At 65.8% G+C, this 15,786-nt stretch carries 16 protein-coding genes and 1 pseudogene; 9 read left to right on the forward strand and 8 right to left on the reverse strand.

The features are described 5' to 3' along the window. Window positions 1–44 precede the first annotated feature (44 nt). Entirely contained in the window at window positions 45–881 is an 837-nt protein-coding gene (locus CXY80_RS14410; RefSeq protein ID WP_092450674.1) for a sigma-70 family RNA polymerase sigma factor, read from the reverse strand. Window positions 882–1,231: 350 nt separating this feature from the next. Between CXY80_RS14410 and CXY80_RS14415 the strand changes: the two genes are divergently transcribed. From CXY80_RS14415 to CXY80_RS14430, 4 genes are read left to right on the forward strand one after another with little or no spacing between them, the layout of a single operon-like run. Continuing rightward, window positions 1,232–1,717: a flagellar protein FlgN gene (locus tag CXY80_RS14415; protein WP_092450676.1), complete on the forward strand. Its 486-nt coding sequence runs from the start codon at window positions 1,232–1,234 to the stop codon at window positions 1,715–1,717. Window positions 1,718–1,727: 10 nt separating this feature from the next. Beyond that, on the forward strand, window positions 1,728–3,170 hold the full coding sequence (gene flgK / locus CXY80_RS14420) for a flagellar hook-associated protein FlgK (protein ID WP_104132896.1): 1,443 nt from the start codon (window positions 1,728–1,730) through the stop codon (window positions 3,168–3,170). Between the two features lie 3 nt (window positions 3,171–3,173). After that, the gene (flgL, locus tag CXY80_RS14425) at window positions 3,174–4,100 is read left to right on the forward strand and encodes a flagellar hook-associated protein FlgL (protein WP_104132897.1); all 927 of its coding nucleotides are present in this window, start codon (window positions 3,174–3,176) and stop codon (window positions 4,098–4,100) included. After that, entirely contained in the window at window positions 4,097–4,501 is a 405-nt protein-coding gene (locus CXY80_RS14430) for a flagellar assembly protein FliW (RefSeq protein WP_104132898.1), read from the forward strand. The genes flgL and CXY80_RS14430 overlap by 4 nt, the downstream gene beginning before the upstream one ends. Before the next feature lie 80 nt (window positions 4,502–4,581). On the opposite strand, the gene sufU is transcribed toward CXY80_RS14430, so the two are convergent. Beyond that, a complete protein-coding gene (gene sufU, locus CXY80_RS14435; RefSeq protein ID WP_104132899.1) occupies window positions 4,582–5,121 on the reverse strand; it encodes a Fe-S cluster assembly sulfur transfer protein SufU in 540 nt (179 codons plus the stop codon). Beyond that, window positions 5,118–6,482 carry an aminotransferase class V-fold PLP-dependent enzyme gene (locus CXY80_RS14440; protein WP_104132900.1) on the reverse strand — a complete coding sequence of 455 codons (1,365 nt, stop codon included), beginning with the start codon at window positions 6,480–6,482 and terminating at the stop codon, window positions 5,118–5,120. Before CXY80_RS14440 ends, sufU begins: the two co-directional genes overlap by 4 nt. A 109-nt stretch (window positions 6,483–6,591) precedes the next feature. Between CXY80_RS14440 and clpS the strand changes: the two genes are divergently transcribed. Together clpS and CXY80_RS14450 are read left to right on the forward strand one after the other, a co-directional pair. Further along, window positions 6,592–6,876, forward strand: a complete 285-nt coding sequence (clpS, locus tag CXY80_RS14445; protein WP_104132901.1) for an ATP-dependent Clp protease adapter ClpS — start codon at window positions 6,592–6,594, stop codon at window positions 6,874–6,876. After that, window positions 6,873–7,406 (forward strand): DUF2017 family protein, encoded by a 534-nt coding sequence (locus CXY80_RS14450; RefSeq protein WP_104132902.1) that lies wholly within the window; start codon window positions 6,873–6,875, stop codon window positions 7,404–7,406. The genes clpS and CXY80_RS14450 overlap by 4 nt, the downstream gene beginning before the upstream one ends. Here CXY80_RS14450 and CXY80_RS14455 read toward each other — a convergent pair. Next, window positions 7,388–8,881, reverse strand: a complete 1,494-nt coding sequence (locus tag CXY80_RS14455) for an NAD(P)/FAD-dependent oxidoreductase (RefSeq protein WP_104132903.1) — start codon at window positions 8,879–8,881, stop codon at window positions 7,388–7,390. The genes CXY80_RS14450 and CXY80_RS14455 overlap by 19 nt on opposite strands. 209 nt (window positions 8,882–9,090) lie before the next feature. Between CXY80_RS14455 and CXY80_RS14460 the strand changes: the two genes are divergently transcribed. The 3 genes from CXY80_RS14460 (at window position 9,091) to CXY80_RS14470 (ending at window position 14,536) form a co-directional block, all read left to right on the forward strand. Continuing rightward, window positions 9,091–9,906 carry a xanthine dehydrogenase family protein subunit M gene (locus CXY80_RS14460; protein WP_104132904.1) on the forward strand — a complete coding sequence of 272 codons (816 nt, stop codon included), beginning with the start codon at window positions 9,091–9,093 and terminating at the stop codon, window positions 9,904–9,906. Further along, complete coding sequence (locus CXY80_RS14465) at window positions 9,903–12,866, forward strand: molybdopterin-dependent oxidoreductase (protein ID WP_104132905.1); 2,964 nt, start codon at window positions 9,903–9,905, stop codon at window positions 12,864–12,866. The genes CXY80_RS14460 and CXY80_RS14465 overlap by 4 nt, the downstream gene beginning before the upstream one ends. 257 nt (window positions 12,867–13,123) lie before the next feature. Next, window positions 13,124–14,536, forward strand: a complete 1,413-nt coding sequence (locus CXY80_RS14470; RefSeq protein WP_104132913.1) for an amidohydrolase family protein — start codon at window positions 13,124–13,126, stop codon at window positions 14,534–14,536. A 102-nt stretch (window positions 14,537–14,638) separates the two neighbouring features. Here CXY80_RS14470 and CXY80_RS20805 read toward each other — a convergent pair. The 4 genes and pseudogenes from CXY80_RS20805 to CXY80_RS14485 all read right to left on the reverse strand — a co-directional run. Further along, a pseudogene (locus CXY80_RS20805) lies at window positions 14,639–14,767 on the reverse strand (hydroxyisourate hydrolase); the annotation flags it as partial. Between the two features lie 18 nt (window positions 14,768–14,785). After that, window positions 14,786–14,971 carry a hypothetical protein gene (locus CXY80_RS19770; protein WP_199182276.1) on the reverse strand — a complete coding sequence of 62 codons (186 nt, stop codon included), beginning with the start codon at window positions 14,969–14,971 and terminating at the stop codon, window positions 14,786–14,788. Window positions 14,972–14,982: 11 nt separating this feature from the next. Continuing rightward, window positions 14,983–15,228 (reverse strand): hypothetical protein, encoded by a 246-nt coding sequence (locus tag CXY80_RS14480; protein ID WP_104132906.1) that lies wholly within the window; start codon window positions 15,226–15,228, stop codon window positions 14,983–14,985. Window positions 15,229–15,270: 42 nt separating this feature from the next. After that, window positions 15,271–15,468: a hypothetical protein gene (locus tag CXY80_RS14485; protein WP_199182277.1), complete on the reverse strand. Its 198-nt coding sequence runs from the start codon at window positions 15,466–15,468 to the stop codon at window positions 15,271–15,273. Window positions 15,469–15,786 lie beyond the last annotated feature (318 nt).

The following is a 15,786-nucleotide window of genomic DNA, read 5'->3' on the forward strand; positions in this document are numbered from 1 at the left end:
TGTTTAGTGAGGTGAAACTAGGCAGTGAATTGGTAATGCGGGGGTCAGGACGCGATGCCCGCGACCTCGGGTAGGGCAACCCCTGGGAGTGGGCCTCGCACCGCGCGGGTCATGCCCACGGCTGCCAGGTCGGCCAGTCGAGCGAGGTAGGCGCTGCGACGGGCTGGTGCGATGCGCGACTCCGGCTGATACTCAGCCTCGGTGTCATCGGCGTAGTGGGTGCCCAGTCCATCACGCAACAAGCGGATGGCCTCGGCTCGGGTCTGAGACACGGCCGAGTGGGTGGTACCCAGGTCGGCTGCAATCTCTTTGACCGATCGGGCGTCGAAGTAGACCTGCTCGACGATCTCGCGCATTTTCTCCGGCAGAGCCGCGATAGCAGCGCGCAGGTAGACCAGTCGCTCATCGGAGAGCAACGAAGCTTCGGGCAGGGCCGTGTCGGCCACGAGAAATTCGGCGGTGGTGTCGTCGAGAGTGGACAACGTGCGGGCAGCATCGGAGAGGCCGGCAGCGGCGGTATCGCGATCGACACCGAGCGCGGCGGCAACTTCTTCGACGTTGGGCGTGCGACCGAGAGCTGCGGACAGCGTGTCCTGCACGGAGAGGGTTTCCTTGATGCGGCGACGCGCGGTGCGGGTGGCCCAGTCGTTGGAACGCATCTCGTCGGCGAAAGCACCGATGATGCGACGGCGAGCGAAGGCGCCAAAGGGAACCCCTAGATCGGGATTGAAGGCATCCGCTGAAGTAATAAGGGCGACGGAGCCAGCCGAGGCCAGATCATCGCGAGACAGGTGACGAGCCTTGGCCCAGACCTCGGATACCAGGTATCCAACGAGCGGAAGGTTCTCGACGACGAGGGCGTTCCGATCAGTTCTATTCACAAGCCGGCCCCCAGAAATATTTCACTACCTGTCAAATCGTGCCCGCTCAGGCGACACACGCGATAGACCCATGGCCTGACAGGCTCAATCTACCCCAGAAAAGGGTAAATGGGTAGCACTTCTTTACCCATTTGGCTAATTTGCTGTCCCTCGAAGTGGGGATTAGCACGTTCCGGGAGCTGTGGTCCGGCATTTAGGCAACATCACGGCGGCAAACTGTTGGAGTTTTCGTGAATTGCGAGCTTTTTTTCTAACGCTTTCGGGTGACCGGCCGAAAGTGAGATTGACGGAATCGTTGCATCTACGTGGGTAGGTGCCGAACTAGACCGATAAAGGTGGTTGGAGGACTCATGGGCGCCAATGAACTCTCAGCGTTGCTCTGGCGCGAACGGGAACTCCTGGAACTGCTGGTGTTCAAGCTCGAAGAGGAACAACTGCTGTTGCAGGGCGGCAAGTCACGCTGGCTCCAGCACGCCACCCGCGAGGTCGAACAGGTCTTGAACCTGGTGCGCGAGGCCGGCCTCGGTCGCTCGGTCGAAGTCGCCGCCCTCGCTACCCAGTGGGGAACGCAGGACGATTCGACCCTGCGCGAGCTCGTCGCCAATGCGCCGACCGGTCCGTGGGGCGAAATCTTCGCTGCCCACCTCAAGGCCATGGGCGATCTCACCGCGCAGATCAAAGAGCTGCGCGACTCCAACGAACGCTTCATTCGTAACGCCGCTCGGTCGACGCAGGAGACCATGGCCAGCGCGAACGTCGGTGCCAAGACCTACAACGCGAGCGGAGCGACCGGCGCCCCGGTGACGAACGCCCGAATCTTCGACCGAAACCTGTGAGGAAGTCGCGATGAGTACCTTCAGCGGTCTGAACACGGCCTACTCGGGACTCGTCGCGGCCAGAAAAGGTCTCGACGTCGTCGGGCAGAACATCTCCAACGCCAACACGGTCGGGTACACCCGCCAGCGGGTGACTACCTCGGCGGTCGGCAGCCTGGCCGAAACCGGCCAGCTCACGGGCGGCTTGCGCGTGGGCGAGGGTGTCTCGGTCGACGGTATCGCCCGCCTCGGCAATGCCCAGTTGGATGCCCACGTGCGTAACTCCGCAGCGGCCGCCGGCTACACCGCGGTGCGCGCGAACTCCCTGAGCAGCATTGAGACCTCGCTCAACGAGCCCGGCGAGAACGGCATCTCGGCCAAGCTCGACGAATTCTGGGCGGGCTGGCAGGAACTCTCCAACGGATCAGACTCGGCCACTCCCGCCGCGCTGCTCCTCTCTACTACCGGCGAACTGACCACCATGATTGCCCAGGGCTACCAGGCGGTTAGCACCGAGTACTCCTCGGTACGCGGCGACCTCGGCAGCATGGTGTCCGAGCTCAACACCGCGGCGAGCCAGGTGGCCGCCCTCAACGTGCAAATTCGCACGACGCTCGCCACCGGCGGCAGCGCCAATGAGCTGCTCGACCAGCGCGAACTGCTGACGACGACGATTTCGGCGCTCACCGGGGCATCCGTTGTCGCGCAGAGTGACGGCACGGTCAACGTGCTGATTGGCGGCAACGCGCTCGTGAGTGGCGGGACGGCCAGTGCGCTGACGGTGTCTGGGGCTTCAACGCTCGACGACGCCATGGGCGGCAGCGCGGTCACCCTCGCCTGGGCCGATTCCGCGCGTACGTCTGCTGTGACGATTGACGGCGGAGAGATTGCGGGGGCGTTGACGTTGTTGGCTCCGACCGGTGACTTGGTCACCGCAGCAACCGGCTACAACGAGTTCGCGACGGAACTCAGGACGAAGGTCAACGACATCTATATGACTGGCAAGTCGTCAACGGGAGCGCTGTCGAGCGAGTTCTTCTTGTCCGACGCGAGTAAACCTGCCGCCCTCGGCCTCTATGTCGTTCCCACGAAGGGTTCAGAAATCGTCGCTGGCGACATCGAAAACGGTGGCGCCTACGACGGTTCCATAGCGGATGCCATCGCCCAGCTCGGCGCAGGCAAGGCTGTCGACGTCGATGGAAACCCTGTCATCTCCCCCAATACGACCTGGTCAGACTTCGTCTCCAAGATCGCTGTCGCGACCCAGTCCGAGCTGCAGCAGGCTAACCTGGCCAGCACCACGGCCACCTACGCCTCCAGCCAGCAGCTTGCCAACTCCTCCGTCGACCTTGATGAGGAGAACGTGAACCTGCTCATGTTCCAGACCGCGTACCAGGGCGCCGCCCGCGTGTTGACGGCCGTGGACGAGATGCTCGATACTCTGATCAACCGCACCGGACTGGTAGGAAGGTAAATCATGATCACTCGTGTCACCGGCCAGACCCAGATGCGCGCGGCCCAGCGCAACCTGCAGGACAACATGGCACAGCTGTCCAAGCTGCAGGAACAGGCCAGCACGCTCAAGGGCATCAACCGGTCGTCCGACGACCCGACGGCCGCGGCATCCGCTCTCGCCGTGCGGGCCGAGCAGGCCGCGACCGGCCAGTACAACCGCAACGCCAACGACGGCGACAACTGGCTCACCACCATCGACTCCGCCATGTCGGCCACGAGCGACATTATGATTCGGGTGCGGGACCTCACGGTGCAGGGCGCCAACGGCGCCGTCAGCGCCACCGCCAAGGAAGCCATCGCCGTCGAGCTCGAGGGCCTGAAGGCCGAGCTGCTCACGCAGGCGAACACCACCTACCTCAGCCGCAGCGTGTTCGCGGGCAATTCCGACGCTAAGGCAGCCTTCGTTGCTGATCCTGATACCGGGATCTTGTCCTACACCGGCGTCAGCGGAAGCGGCGTACCCAACAGCCCCGTGGAACGGCGCATCAGCGCCGACACGACGGTTCGAGTGGATGGCGATGGTGCGGCGATTTTCGGTGGGAGCGCCGGGGAATCCGTTTTCGATCTACTCGACGGTGTCATCGCGAGCCTGCGCGGCACCTCGACCACGGACGCTACGGTCAGCAGCCACCTCACAAATATCGACACCCGAATGGGCACGATGACGAGCGAGTGGGCCACCATCGGTGCCCGCCAGGTGCAAGTCGAACGCGCGCAGGAGAACCTGCTGAGCAAGACCGGGGCGCTCGAGACCCAACGCGTTGGACTCGAAGACGTCGACCTCACCCAGATCGTGCTCGAACTGCAATTGCAACAGGTTTCCTACCAATCCGCCCTCGCTGTCACCGCCAAGGTGCTGCAGCCCACACTGATGGACTTTCTCCGATGAGCTCCTCTTCGCTTCTGGTCAGCCCCCTGCTGAGCTTCGTCACTCCGCCGCCCGGGCTCGATCCGCACACGGACTTTCGTCTCAGCGAGATCGACGGAGCTGCGGGGCTGTACTCCCTGCAGGCCGAGGCCGAGGCCGAGACGCGCATGTTCGTGCTCGACGCCGGAGTCTACCTGCCCGACTACTCCCCGGTGATCTCGAGCGAGCAGTCCGATGCGCTGTCAATCACGGAGGCGGCCGATGCGATCGTGCTCGTCGTGGTCAACCCCGGCGAGGAGGCGACGACGGTGAACCTCATGGCTCCAATCGTGGTCAACGCGCTGACCGGCATCTGCGCCCAGGTCATTCTCGACGGCCAGGAGTGGCCGCTGCGCGCCGAGCTCGGGGCTCTCGCCGCCTGATTCCTCCGCGCGTCCAGCTTTCTGCGCGAGGACGCCCATTCATGGGGCCAAAGATGGCACCTCGCGGGTAGCGCTGTCAGCTAGCGCGACTCGGCCTCGATCAGCGCAGCCTCGAACGCTACCCACGGCAGCATCGCGCACTTGACCCGGGCTGGATAGCGCGAGACTCCCCCGAACGCGGCCGCATCGCCGAGAATCTCTTCGTCGGGTTCGATCTTGCCGCGCGAGCGCAGCATCTCGCGAAAGTTGTCGAGCAGGGCCCGGGACTCGGTCACACTGAGGCCGCGCAGTGTGTCCGTCAGAATCGAAGCGGATGCCTGCGAGATCGAGCAGCCCTCCCCGGCCCAGACCAGGTCGGCCACGATGGCATTCGCAGCTGTTTCCGCGCCACCGGCCGAGTCAGCGCCATCCGTTTCGGCAGAAGCCTCCGCGCCGAGCGACACGCGCAGCGTCACCTCGTCACCGCAGGTCGTGTTGATCTGGTGCGATTCGGCCACGCGCAGGCCGCTAGCCGCGCCGAGCGCGACAGCCTCGGCCAGCGGCGTGAGGTCGACGGCTCCGTTCCTGGCCTTGGAGTGCTCCAGAATGATGGTCTGGTAGAGCTGCTGCAGGTCGCTCATCGGCGCACTCCCGTGCTGACCCCGAAGAAGGGCGCGACCTCAGCGAGGGTAGCCAGAAACAGGTCGACCTCATCAGTGGTGTTGTAGAGGTAGGTGCTCGCCCGGGTCGAGGCGGTTACGCCGAGTCGACGGTGCAGCGGCTGGGCACAGTGGTGGCCGACCCGCACGGCGATGCCGGCGTCGTCGAGAAACTGGCCAACGTCGTGGGCGTGCACGCCGGCGACATCCACGGCGGCCAGTCCGAGCCGTTCCACGCCGAGCCCGGGGCCGAGCAGGCGCACTCCGGGAATTTCGGCCAGCCCCGCCACGAGGCGCTGACCGAGCTGCGCCTCCCACGCTGCGATCCGATCCATGCCGGTCTCCCGCAGGTAGTCAACGGCCGCGGCCAACGCGATCGCCTGCGAGATGCGCTGAGTGCCGGCCTCAAAACGCTGCGGCGGCGCCAAGAACTCGGCGGTCTGCATGTTCACGGTGGTGATCATCGACCCACCGGTGAGGAACGGCGGCATATCGGCGAGCAGGTCGGTCTTGCCGTAGAGCACCCCAATGCCCGTGGGGCCGAGCATCTTGTGACCCGAGAACATTGCGAAGTCCACATCGAGCGCCGCAACGTCGACCGGCAGGTGCGGCACGGTCTGGCAGGCGTCGAGCACGACGAGGGCACCGACTTTGCGGGCGAGGGCGACGAGTTCGGCGACCGGGTTCAGGGTTCCGGTGACGTTCGAGCCGTGCGTGAAGGCAAGGAGCCTCGTGTGGGGGCCGACAATGTTCGCTGCGGCGAGCAGGTCGAGGGTGCCGTCATCCCGCACCGGGATGAAGCGCAGCGTGGCGCCGGTGCGCAGCGCGAGTTGCTGCCAGGGAATGAGGTTGGCGTGGTGCTCCATCTCAGTGACAACGATCTCGTCGCCGGCGCCGAGGCTGAACCGGCGGGCGGCCGGGCCGCCGAGGCCGAGCGAGGCGTTCGAGAAGCTGTAAGCCAGAAGGTTGATGGCTTCGGTGGCGTTGGAGGTCCAGACGATTTCGTCGGTTTGGGCGCCGACGAACGCAGCGACTTTCTCGCGGGCGGCTTCGAACCCCTCGGTCGCTTCGACGGCGAGCGTGTGGGCACCGCGGTGCACGGCGGCGTTACGCTGCTCGTAGTACTCCTGCTCGGCTTCCATCACGCTGATCGGGTTCTGCGAGGTTGCCCCGGAGTCGAGATAGGTGAGCGGATGCCCGTTCACCGTCTGATGCAGCACCGGAAAGTCGTTGCGAATGCGTTCAACGTCAATGTTGGTCAGTGGAGCCAACTCGGGGTGCTGGGAACCAGCTGCGGGAGTTCCGGGTGGTGTAGCGGCGGACGATGGTGCAAAAGACGTCATACATCAAGGATATTGCCTCTCCCTGAACCCGGGCACCGCGCGGGCACATCTGCACGGGAAGTCTGCGTGTGCGGTGGAAAACTCTGCGGCGGCGTGTGAGGCTTAAGGGGTGACCCAGACTGCCGAACACACGGAGCTACGCGAGCACGTGTTACTCGACCGACCGTGGGTGACGCTGATCTGGGACGACCCGGTCAATCTCATGTCGTACGTCGCCTACGTTTTTCGTAGCTACTTCGGCGTCACCCCGAAGCAGGCCGAACGTCTCATGCTGCAGGTCCACAACACCGGTCGGGCCGTCGTGGCCACCGGCAATCGCGAATCGATGGAGCGCCACGTCGAAGCCATGCACGGCTACGGGCTCTGGGCGACCCTGGCCAAGGCTGACGAATGAGCGGCCTGAGGCGGTTCACCCCGCACGTCTCCGGTTTCCTGTTCGCACGATTCGAGGCGATCGAGGTCGATCTGCTGCGTCTGGCCACCAGCCAACTGGTCGATATGCTCGATGCCGGAGCCGCCGACCCCGTGCTCGCCCGCAGCGACGGTGTCTTCGGCCGCCTGCTGCCCGACGCTTACCGTGACGACGATGAGGCTGCGGCAGAATTTCGTCGCTTCACAGCGCCCGGCCTACTCGAACGCAAGGAGCACAACGCCCAGATTGTGTTGGACACCCTCGGAACGGAACGGGACGAGACCGAAACGGACGACGAGGAACACCAACCGGTCACCATCAGCCTCGACCCCAATGCCGTGCAGGCCTGGTTGCGCAGCCTCACCGACCTACGGCTGACGCTCGCCGACCGGTTGCAGGTCTCCGCCGACGGAGTCGTCCACCTCGAGGGTGAAGACGCACCGTTTTTGCGCGAACTTTATGACTGGCTCGGCATGCTGCAGGAAGAACTCGTCTACGCGATCGACGTGTGACCTCGACGACGAGCTGACCCATCGGCGTTCTCGGCCAACAGATCTCGGGCAGCGATACCGATCACGGCGCTGTAGGTGGGGTAAGCGAAGCGCACTTTGGCCAGCGTGGCCACGTCGATTCCGGCGGCCATCGCCGTGGTGACCGACTGAATGACCTCCACGGCGTTCTCACCGACCGCGTGAGCACCCAGAATGAGCTCACGCCGACGATCGGTGATGAGTTTGAGAAATCCACGTTGGCGATCGTCGATCACAGCACGATCCAGCCGCGAGAACGGTACCACCGCCACCACACACAGCTCGTCGCGACTCCGGGCCTCCACCTCGGACAGGCCAACGCCAGCGTAATCGGGATCCGTGAACCCACCCGCCGGAAGCAAATGGTGCGCGGTTCGCCGGTTGGCATCCAAAACGGCGTTCTCGGCTGCTGCCTCTCCCTCGGACTGTGCAGCTTGCACCAGCATGTCCCGGCCGTTGGCATCGCCGACGGCGAAGATGTGCGGCACCGAACTGCGAAAATACGCATCGACAGGGATAGACGATCGGCTCGTAACGACACCGGCTGCTTCCAGTCCCAGGTCGTCGACATCCGCTGGCCAGCCGGTTGCCATGATCACGGCGTCGAAGCTGCCTGACACGTCGTGCCCGTGCTCGCGCCAGGTCAGCGTGATCGAGCCGTCCGTGGCACGATCGAGCCCGGCGACACCGTCAATGCCGAGGTGGACGGCGACCCCCTGTTCGACGAAGGCCTCCGCAACGGCCTGCGAGACGGACTCATCGGAGGTGGCGAGTACCCGGTCGGCCACGTCGAGCAGCGTCACTGTTGAACCGAAAGAATTGAACACGGTGACCAGTTGTGCGCCGGTGTTGCCGCCGCCGATAACCGCCAGCCGATCGGGAACTCGAGGCAGGTCGAGCACGTGTTCGGGCACTACCGCCAGTTCAGCTCCCGGCACCGGCAGACGGCGAGAATGACCTCCCACGCACACCACGACAGTGTCGGCCGAAATTGTGCGCCCGGTGTCGAGCTTGAGCGTGAAGGCATCCGCAAAGCGGGCGCGCCCCTCCAGGATGAGATGAACGCCGGCATCGGCAAATCGGGTGGCCTCACCCTTCATGGAGCGAACCCGGTCCACGGTCTCCCGTACTCGGGCGACCGTGGCGGGCCAGTCGATGGGACGTTCAGTCACGGAGATGCCAAACGCGTCGGCCGTTCGGATCTCTCGCATGAGTCTTGCGGTTTTGGCGAGTACGCGAGTCGGCACGCATCCGGTGTTCACGCACGTGCCCCCCAGGCGATCAGCCTCACAGATGGCGACGGATGCTCCAAGCTCGGCGGCGCGCAGGGCTGCAGCGGCTCCGGCCGGGCCGGCACCGATCACGACGACGTCGAAATGGTCGCGCCCGAGCACGCGTGAATCGGGAGCCGGGTTGGCGGCTGACTTCGTGTGCGCGAAGATTGGGGTCGCAGTCATCTCGGTCTCCCACCGTCGAAAGGTGCCTAAATCCTGACAGTGTCGGCTGGGAATCAACCGGTGCCGACACCCCGTTTCTACACGAAATCTCCTCATCATGGTGGGTTCAGTTTGGTGGGCAGAGTGTGCGGTAGCCTACTTTGTGAACCCGCTATTACCGTGTGCTCAAGGCCGCACGCACGGCTCGACTTGGCCCGCGACGGAGACCCATGGACCTCAGCACTGTGACACACGTCACCTCCGCTCGACAGCGGAGCGACCTCGCCGCGCTCGGTCCGACAGTCGTACCGCTGGCCGGCGGATCCGAGCTGTTCGCCGACCCGCGAGCCCACCTCAGGGGTCTGGTCGACCTGCACACCTTCGGGTGGCGCGCGCTGACCATCACGGACGACGGCCTCGAGATTGCCGCGACCTGCACCTTCACCGAACTCTCCCAGCTGCCGATGCGGGAGGGCTGGGCGGCGCATCCGCTGTTCTATCAGTGCTGCACGGCCCTGTTCGGCTCGTTCAAGGTCTGGAATGTTGCCACGGTCGGCGGCAACCTGGCCACCGCGCTTCCGGCCGGGCCCATGATCACCCTGGCCGTCGCGCTCGACGCGGAGGTTCTGGTCTGGCGTGCTGGTGGGCGCGATGAGGTCGTGCCGGCCCGTTTGTTTGTCACGGGAAACATGACCAACGTGCTCGCACCCGGTGATGTGTTGCGCTCTATTCACGTTCCGCTCGCCGCGTTGCAGTCGCAGACGGCATATCGCAAGATCGCCCTGTCGCCGCTCGGACGCTCGGGCGCGGTGCTCGCCGGGCGGCTCGATGCCGACGGTCTGTTCGTGCTCACGGTCACGGCGGCGACGCTGCATCCGGTGCAATTGCGGTACCCGGAGCTACCCGCCGCCGAGGTGCTGGCCGGCGATATTGCCGCGATCGACTGCTGGTTCACGGATGCCCACGGCGCCGCCGACTGGCGACGCGCGATGGGACTGCTGCTCGGCGAAGAAATTCGCGCTGAACTTGTTGGAGGTCTCGCATGACGCTGGAACGGGTCGCAACGGTTGGCACGGTCATTTTTGAGGTCAACGGCAGCCCGGTCGAGGCGACGCCCCAACCCGGCCAGTGCCTGCGCACCCTGCTGCGCGACCACGAACACTTCGAGGTGAAGAAGGGCTGCGACACCGGCGACTGCGGCGCCTGCACGGTTCAGGTCGACGGCACGCCCGTGCACTCCTGCATCTACCCGGCCTACCGGGTAGCCGGCAAGCAGATCACGACCGCGGCCGGCCTCGGCCAGCCCGGCAACCTCGCGCCGGTGCAGCAGCGCTTCGTCGACGCCGCCGGGTTTCAGTGCGGCTTCTGCACACCCGGCATGGTCGTCACCGCCGCCGCCATCGAAGCGGATGCCGACACCACCCGTGCAAACGGCGTCGATGCCAGCTTCAGCACCGACCCCGACGAACTTCCCCGCCTGCTCAAGGGAAACCTCTGCCGCTGCACCGGTTACCGTTCGATCAATGACGCCATTCGCGGTCAGCACACCCCGCCGGCGGGCTCCTGCCACGTCGTCCCGGAGCGCGAGCACGCCGAAACGTCCAGCCTCGGACCGGTGCGCACGACCGGCCAGGCCACTCCCGAACCGGCTTCGGCTGGTGCGGGTTCGACCGGATTGGCCTCAACCGGACGGGTCGCGACGAGCGAGTCCATGACGGGCCACTCCGCCACGAGCCGCATGGTCGGCCCGGTTGGCACCTCCGCCGGCGCGATCGCCGGGGAGCGTGTCGTGAGCGGGCTCGAGCCGTACACCCTCGACGTTTCCGTTGCCGGACTGCTGCACCTCGCGGTGCTCGGGAGTCCGCACGCGCACGCGCGCATCCGCTCTCTTGATGCGTCGAAAGCGGCCAGGCTGCCCGGGGTGCACCGCGTGCTCACCCATGCCGACTCCCCCACGACTCTGTTTTCAACCGCGCGGCACGAGAGCCGGTTCGACGACCCCGACGACACCCTGGTCTTCGACCAGACCCTGCGTTTTCGCGGGCAGCGCGTGGCAGCGGTCGTCGCCGACTCGGTCGCGATCGCCGAGGCCGCCTGCCGACTGATCGACGTCGAGTACGAGGTGCTCGATGCCGTATTCGACCCTTGGCTGGCTGCTCTGCCGGGTGCCCCGCTGGTGCACGGCGACAAGGACCCGGTCATGTCGCGACTGGCCGACCCGGGGCGCAACCTCGTCGCCGAACTGCACGGCGAATTCGGTGACGTTGCGGCCGGACTCGCCGAGGCGACCACCGTTGTCTCGGGCAGCTGGCAGACCCAACGCATTTCGCACACCCACCTCGAAACCCACGGCACGATCGGCTGGATCGACGGCGACCGGCTGGTGCTGCGCACGAGCTCGCAGGTTCCGTTTTTGGTGCAGAAGGAGATCTGCCGGCTGTTCGACCTCGACCCGGCCGGAGTGCGGGTGTTCACGGCCCGGGTCGGCGGCGGTTTCGGCGGCAAGCAGGAGCTGCTCACCGAAGACCTCGTCACCCTCGCGGTGCTCAGTACCGGCCAGCCGGTACAGTACGAATTCACCCGCACCGACGAGCTCACGATCGCCCCGGTGCGGCATCCGTTTGCGATCGACGTGACCCTCGGCGCCACGGCCGATGGCCGCCTCACCGCCCTGAAACTGGGCGTGCTCGCCGACACCGGCGCCTATGGCAACCACGGCCCGGGCGTGATGTTCCACGGCACGAGTGAGTCCGTCGCGCTCTACAACGTGCCCAACAAAAGAGTGGATGCCCGGAGCGTCTACACGAACAACCCGCCGTCGGGCGCCTTCCGCGGCTACGGCCTCGGCCAGATTATCTTCGCGATCGAAAGCGCGCTCGACGACCTGGCCCGGGAACTCGAGATGGACCCGTTCGAACTGCGCCGACTCAATTCGGTGCAGCCCGGCGACCCGCTCGTGGTCACGCACGAGGAAGGGCCCGACCTCGTCTTTGGAAGCTATGGCCTCGACCAGTGCCTCGACCTCGCCGAGTCGGCGCTGGGGCGCGGCAACCGGTCCGTCGTTCCGGTCGGTGCCCAGTGGAAAGTCGGCTCCGGCATGGCGTCGTCAATGATCGCGACCACGCCGCCACGCGGCCACCGCTCGCAGGTATCCGTTCAGCTACTCGCTGGCGGACGCTATCTGGTGCGGGTCGGCACGACCGAGTTCGGCAACGGCACTACGACCGTGCACGCGCAGATCGCGGCGACGGCGCTGCACACGTCTGTCGACCGCATCGATTTGGTGCATTCCGACACGGATGCTGCCGGTTACGATTCCGGCGCGTTCGGCTCGGCCGGGGTCGTCGTCGCTGGCAAGGCCGTGCTCGCCGCGGCGACCGCGCTGGCCGAGTCCCTGGTTGGGGCAGCGGCATCGTGCAGCGGTCTCGGTGAGGTGGATTGGCAGCTTGAACGGGAGGGGCTGTGTGCGACGGGTACGGTCGTCACCCTGGACGACCTCGCAGCCTGGGCCGCGGCCAACGACGTCGACCTCACAGCGATGCGCCGCGAAGACGGAGCGCTGCGCTCGCTCGCCTTCAACGTGCACGCGTTTCGAGTGGCCGTGAACACCGACACCGGCGAGGTGCGCATTCTGCAGTCGATCCAGGCCGCCGATGCCGGCTTCGTGATGAACCCCGAGCAGTGTCGCGGACAGATCGAGGGCGGAGTCGCGCAGGCGCTCGGCACCGCCCTGTTCGAAGAGATCGTGCTCGACGGCGCCGGAGCGGTGACGACGCGAGTGCTGCGCAACTACCACGTGCCCCAGCTCGTGGATCTGCCGGTCACCGAGGTGTACTTTGCCGAAAGCCACGACGTGCTCGGGCCCTTCGGTGCCAAGTCGATGAGCGAGTCAACCTACAACCCGGTCGCGCCGGCGCTGGCCAATGCGATACGCGACGCGATCGGCATCCGTCCGACCGAGTTGCCCATGTCCCGCGACCGTATCTGGCGTCTGCTGCACGGCTGAGCGGATGCGCCGCCCGGCTCGCGCAGGGTAGCTCGCGCCGGTCGATGGCGGTCTCGACGCGCTCGACCAACGCATCGGGTCGCGGCCCCGAAACCGGCTTGCGCCAGTCGATGGCGGTCTCGGCCACCGGACAGGCGGCCGACCTACGCGAGCCGACCATCTCGCTGATCGAGCTTACAGAGATCACCATACGACCGACCGCCGCAAACGGTCAAAATTACCGATTTCGACGCCGAAACACGATAATATCCGTAGATATGTACGAATCAACGGGTAGCGCGGTCTTTCGAGGCCACATTTTTCACATAGCCGGCGCTCCCACAGTTGCGCAGGCCCATTCGCAGCTCGTTTCGGTGCCCGACGGGGCCCTCGTCACGGCCGACGACGGCACGATCGCCTGGGTCGGCCCCTTCAACGAGCTGCCGGCCGCGTTCACTGCACTGCCGGTGACCCGAACCGGGTTCATTTTGCCGGGTTTCGTCGACACTCACATTCATTTTCCGCAGACCTACACAACGGATGCCTACGGTGGCGGCCAGCTGCTCGAATGGCTCGACGAGTGCGTCTTCCCGGCCGAGTCGCGGCTGGAAGACCCGGGGTTTGCCCGGCAGGTGGCGCGCGATTTCACGCGGCGGCGGGCATCCGTCGGTACGACCAGCGCCCTCGTGTTCGGCTCGGCGTTTGCGCCGGCGCAGGACGCCCTGTTCGAAGAAACGCAGAAGGCCGGCCTTCGCCTGGTGAGCGGGCGCGGCATCCAGACCGTCGGCACCGACTCCGCGAAGGCGCTGGTCACGAGCGAGCAGGCCGCGATCGCGCTCACGGCGGCCGAGATCGACCGCTGGCACGCCGTCGACACGGGTGACGCCCAGACCGCGCTGCTGCAGGTCGCGATCGTGCCCCGGTTCAGTCTGTCGGTGACGCCGACAACCCTCGCAGGCCTCGGCGAGCTCTACGACTCGGTGCGCGGGCGAGGCGTGTACTTTCACAGTCACCTCAACGAGAACGACCGGCCGGGCACGGGAGAGATCGACGCGGTGCGCTCGGTGTTCGGCACGAAAACCTACCTCGACACCTACGACGGATGCTTCCTGCCGGGCTCCGCCCGCGGCGGCTCGTCCTTGCTTGGCCGCCGCAGCATCCTCGCCCACGCCGTGCACTGCCAGAATTCGGAGCTCGCCCGTCTCGCCGACACCGGCACGTCGATCGCGCACTGCCCGACCTCGCAGGCGTTCCTTGGCTCCGGCACCATGCCGTGGCGGCGCACGACCGGGTTCGGGGTGAACGTCGCGATTGGAACGGATGTCGGTGGCGGCGACGAATGGCTCGTCGCGCGGGTGCTCAACGACTGCTACAAATCGCACCTGTCCGAGCCCGGCGACGCCGGAGTGGCACTCGACCCGGCCGCGCTGCTGTTCACCGGCACACTCGCCGGGGCCCGCGCGCTCGATATGGAGGCCCGGTTCGGCAACTTCGACCTCGGCAAGGATGCGGATTTTCTGCTGATCGACCCGGACCGCTGGGACCCGCTCGCACTCGTGCTGGCGAACGCCGTGCGCGCCGACGACGCGGTGCTGGCCGCCGAGCAGACCCTGTTCGCGCTGCTGCTCGCCCTGCGCGAGCCCGCGATCACCGGGGTTTATGTTTGTGGCCGCCGGGTGAGCGTGGAGTAGTCGAGTCGGGTGGCGCATCCGCTCGTCGAGCCGTGAGTTTCAGCCCATTTTTCGTGATTTTGAGGCCAAGTCTCACGGCTCGGCACGGGTCAGCTACCGCTGCTAGGTGGAGTACGCGAACGGGGCGAGCAGCAAGGGCACGTGATAGCGCTCCGACACGTCGGCGAGGTCGAAGGTGATCGTGACCTCCGGGTAGAACGTGGCCTGGCCGGACCGCGCGAACCAGGCCCCAGTGGCGAACGTCCCGCGTTACCAACCGGCGAGAAGCGCGACCGGGCCGAGCGCGGCGAGGCGGCCGTCGGCATCCGTTTGGCCGGTCGTGAGCAATTTAGCCAGCTCGGCATCGTCCGCGTCGGCCGAGGCCTGTTCGCGGCGGGAGAATCCATCGGTTGGGGTCTGGATGATGCGCGGATGGTCCGCGAGGGCTTCATCCACCTCGAGCCGGGTCAGCGGGGTCGCGGCCCGCCGCGCAGCGTCAACGAGCGCCCCCGCCTGGCCTGTTCGATCGCGGCGGGCGTGAAGACCTGGCCCCAGGCGACCTCCCGCACGTGCACCTCGGCGCCGGCCCGCTCTGAGAGAATCATTACCAAGGTCTCGAGTCGTCCGTCGCGAGTGTGCCAGGCTTTCGAGCGTTTGCCATCCTGGGCCTGAAAATCGAACGAGTACGAGCTGCCGGACTCGATGTCGCCCACTTGGCATCCAGAGTCCAGCGGAATGTAACGACCCTTTTCGCGTTATTTCGTTCCCGAACCCGGCGGTGTTGTCACTCGATGCTCGCTGTGATCTACCACGTCTGGTTCCGCTCGCAGGGCGTCGGCGATCTCTTCCTCCGGACGCGGCGCGATGGTCTGGTCGACCTCGAGCTGTGGGATGGACGGCTCACCCGGGCCGGGAACGTGGCGCTGAGGGGAATGTTCGAAGTGGAGGGACACGGCGAATCCTTCGGTCGGTAACATTCACAGCGTATGCGCTTTTACGGCGGAGTAGCCAGGTTTCGAGCACATCGCTACGGCTGCGATCAGCCTGTGCCACACAACGTCAAGGATCTCGTCGCCGGAGTCCATGGTGAGCACGCCCACATCGCGCGCAGGGCTGGAGTGGGCGGGGCAGAGCTAGGGACACATCCGCTCGCCGAGCCGTGAGTCTTGGGGCCAAAACGGCAGGCAAAGTCATATGGTCGTAGCAACGCTCTAGTGATTGGAGCGTTTTATGGTCAAGTTGTTTCCGCCGAATACTCGCACTGAGTTCAT

It is taken from the genome of Cryobacterium sp. M91 (genome assembly GCF_002929615.1).
Lineage (GTDB): Bacteria > Actinomycetota > Actinomycetes > Actinomycetales > Microbacteriaceae > Cryobacterium > Cryobacterium levicorallinum.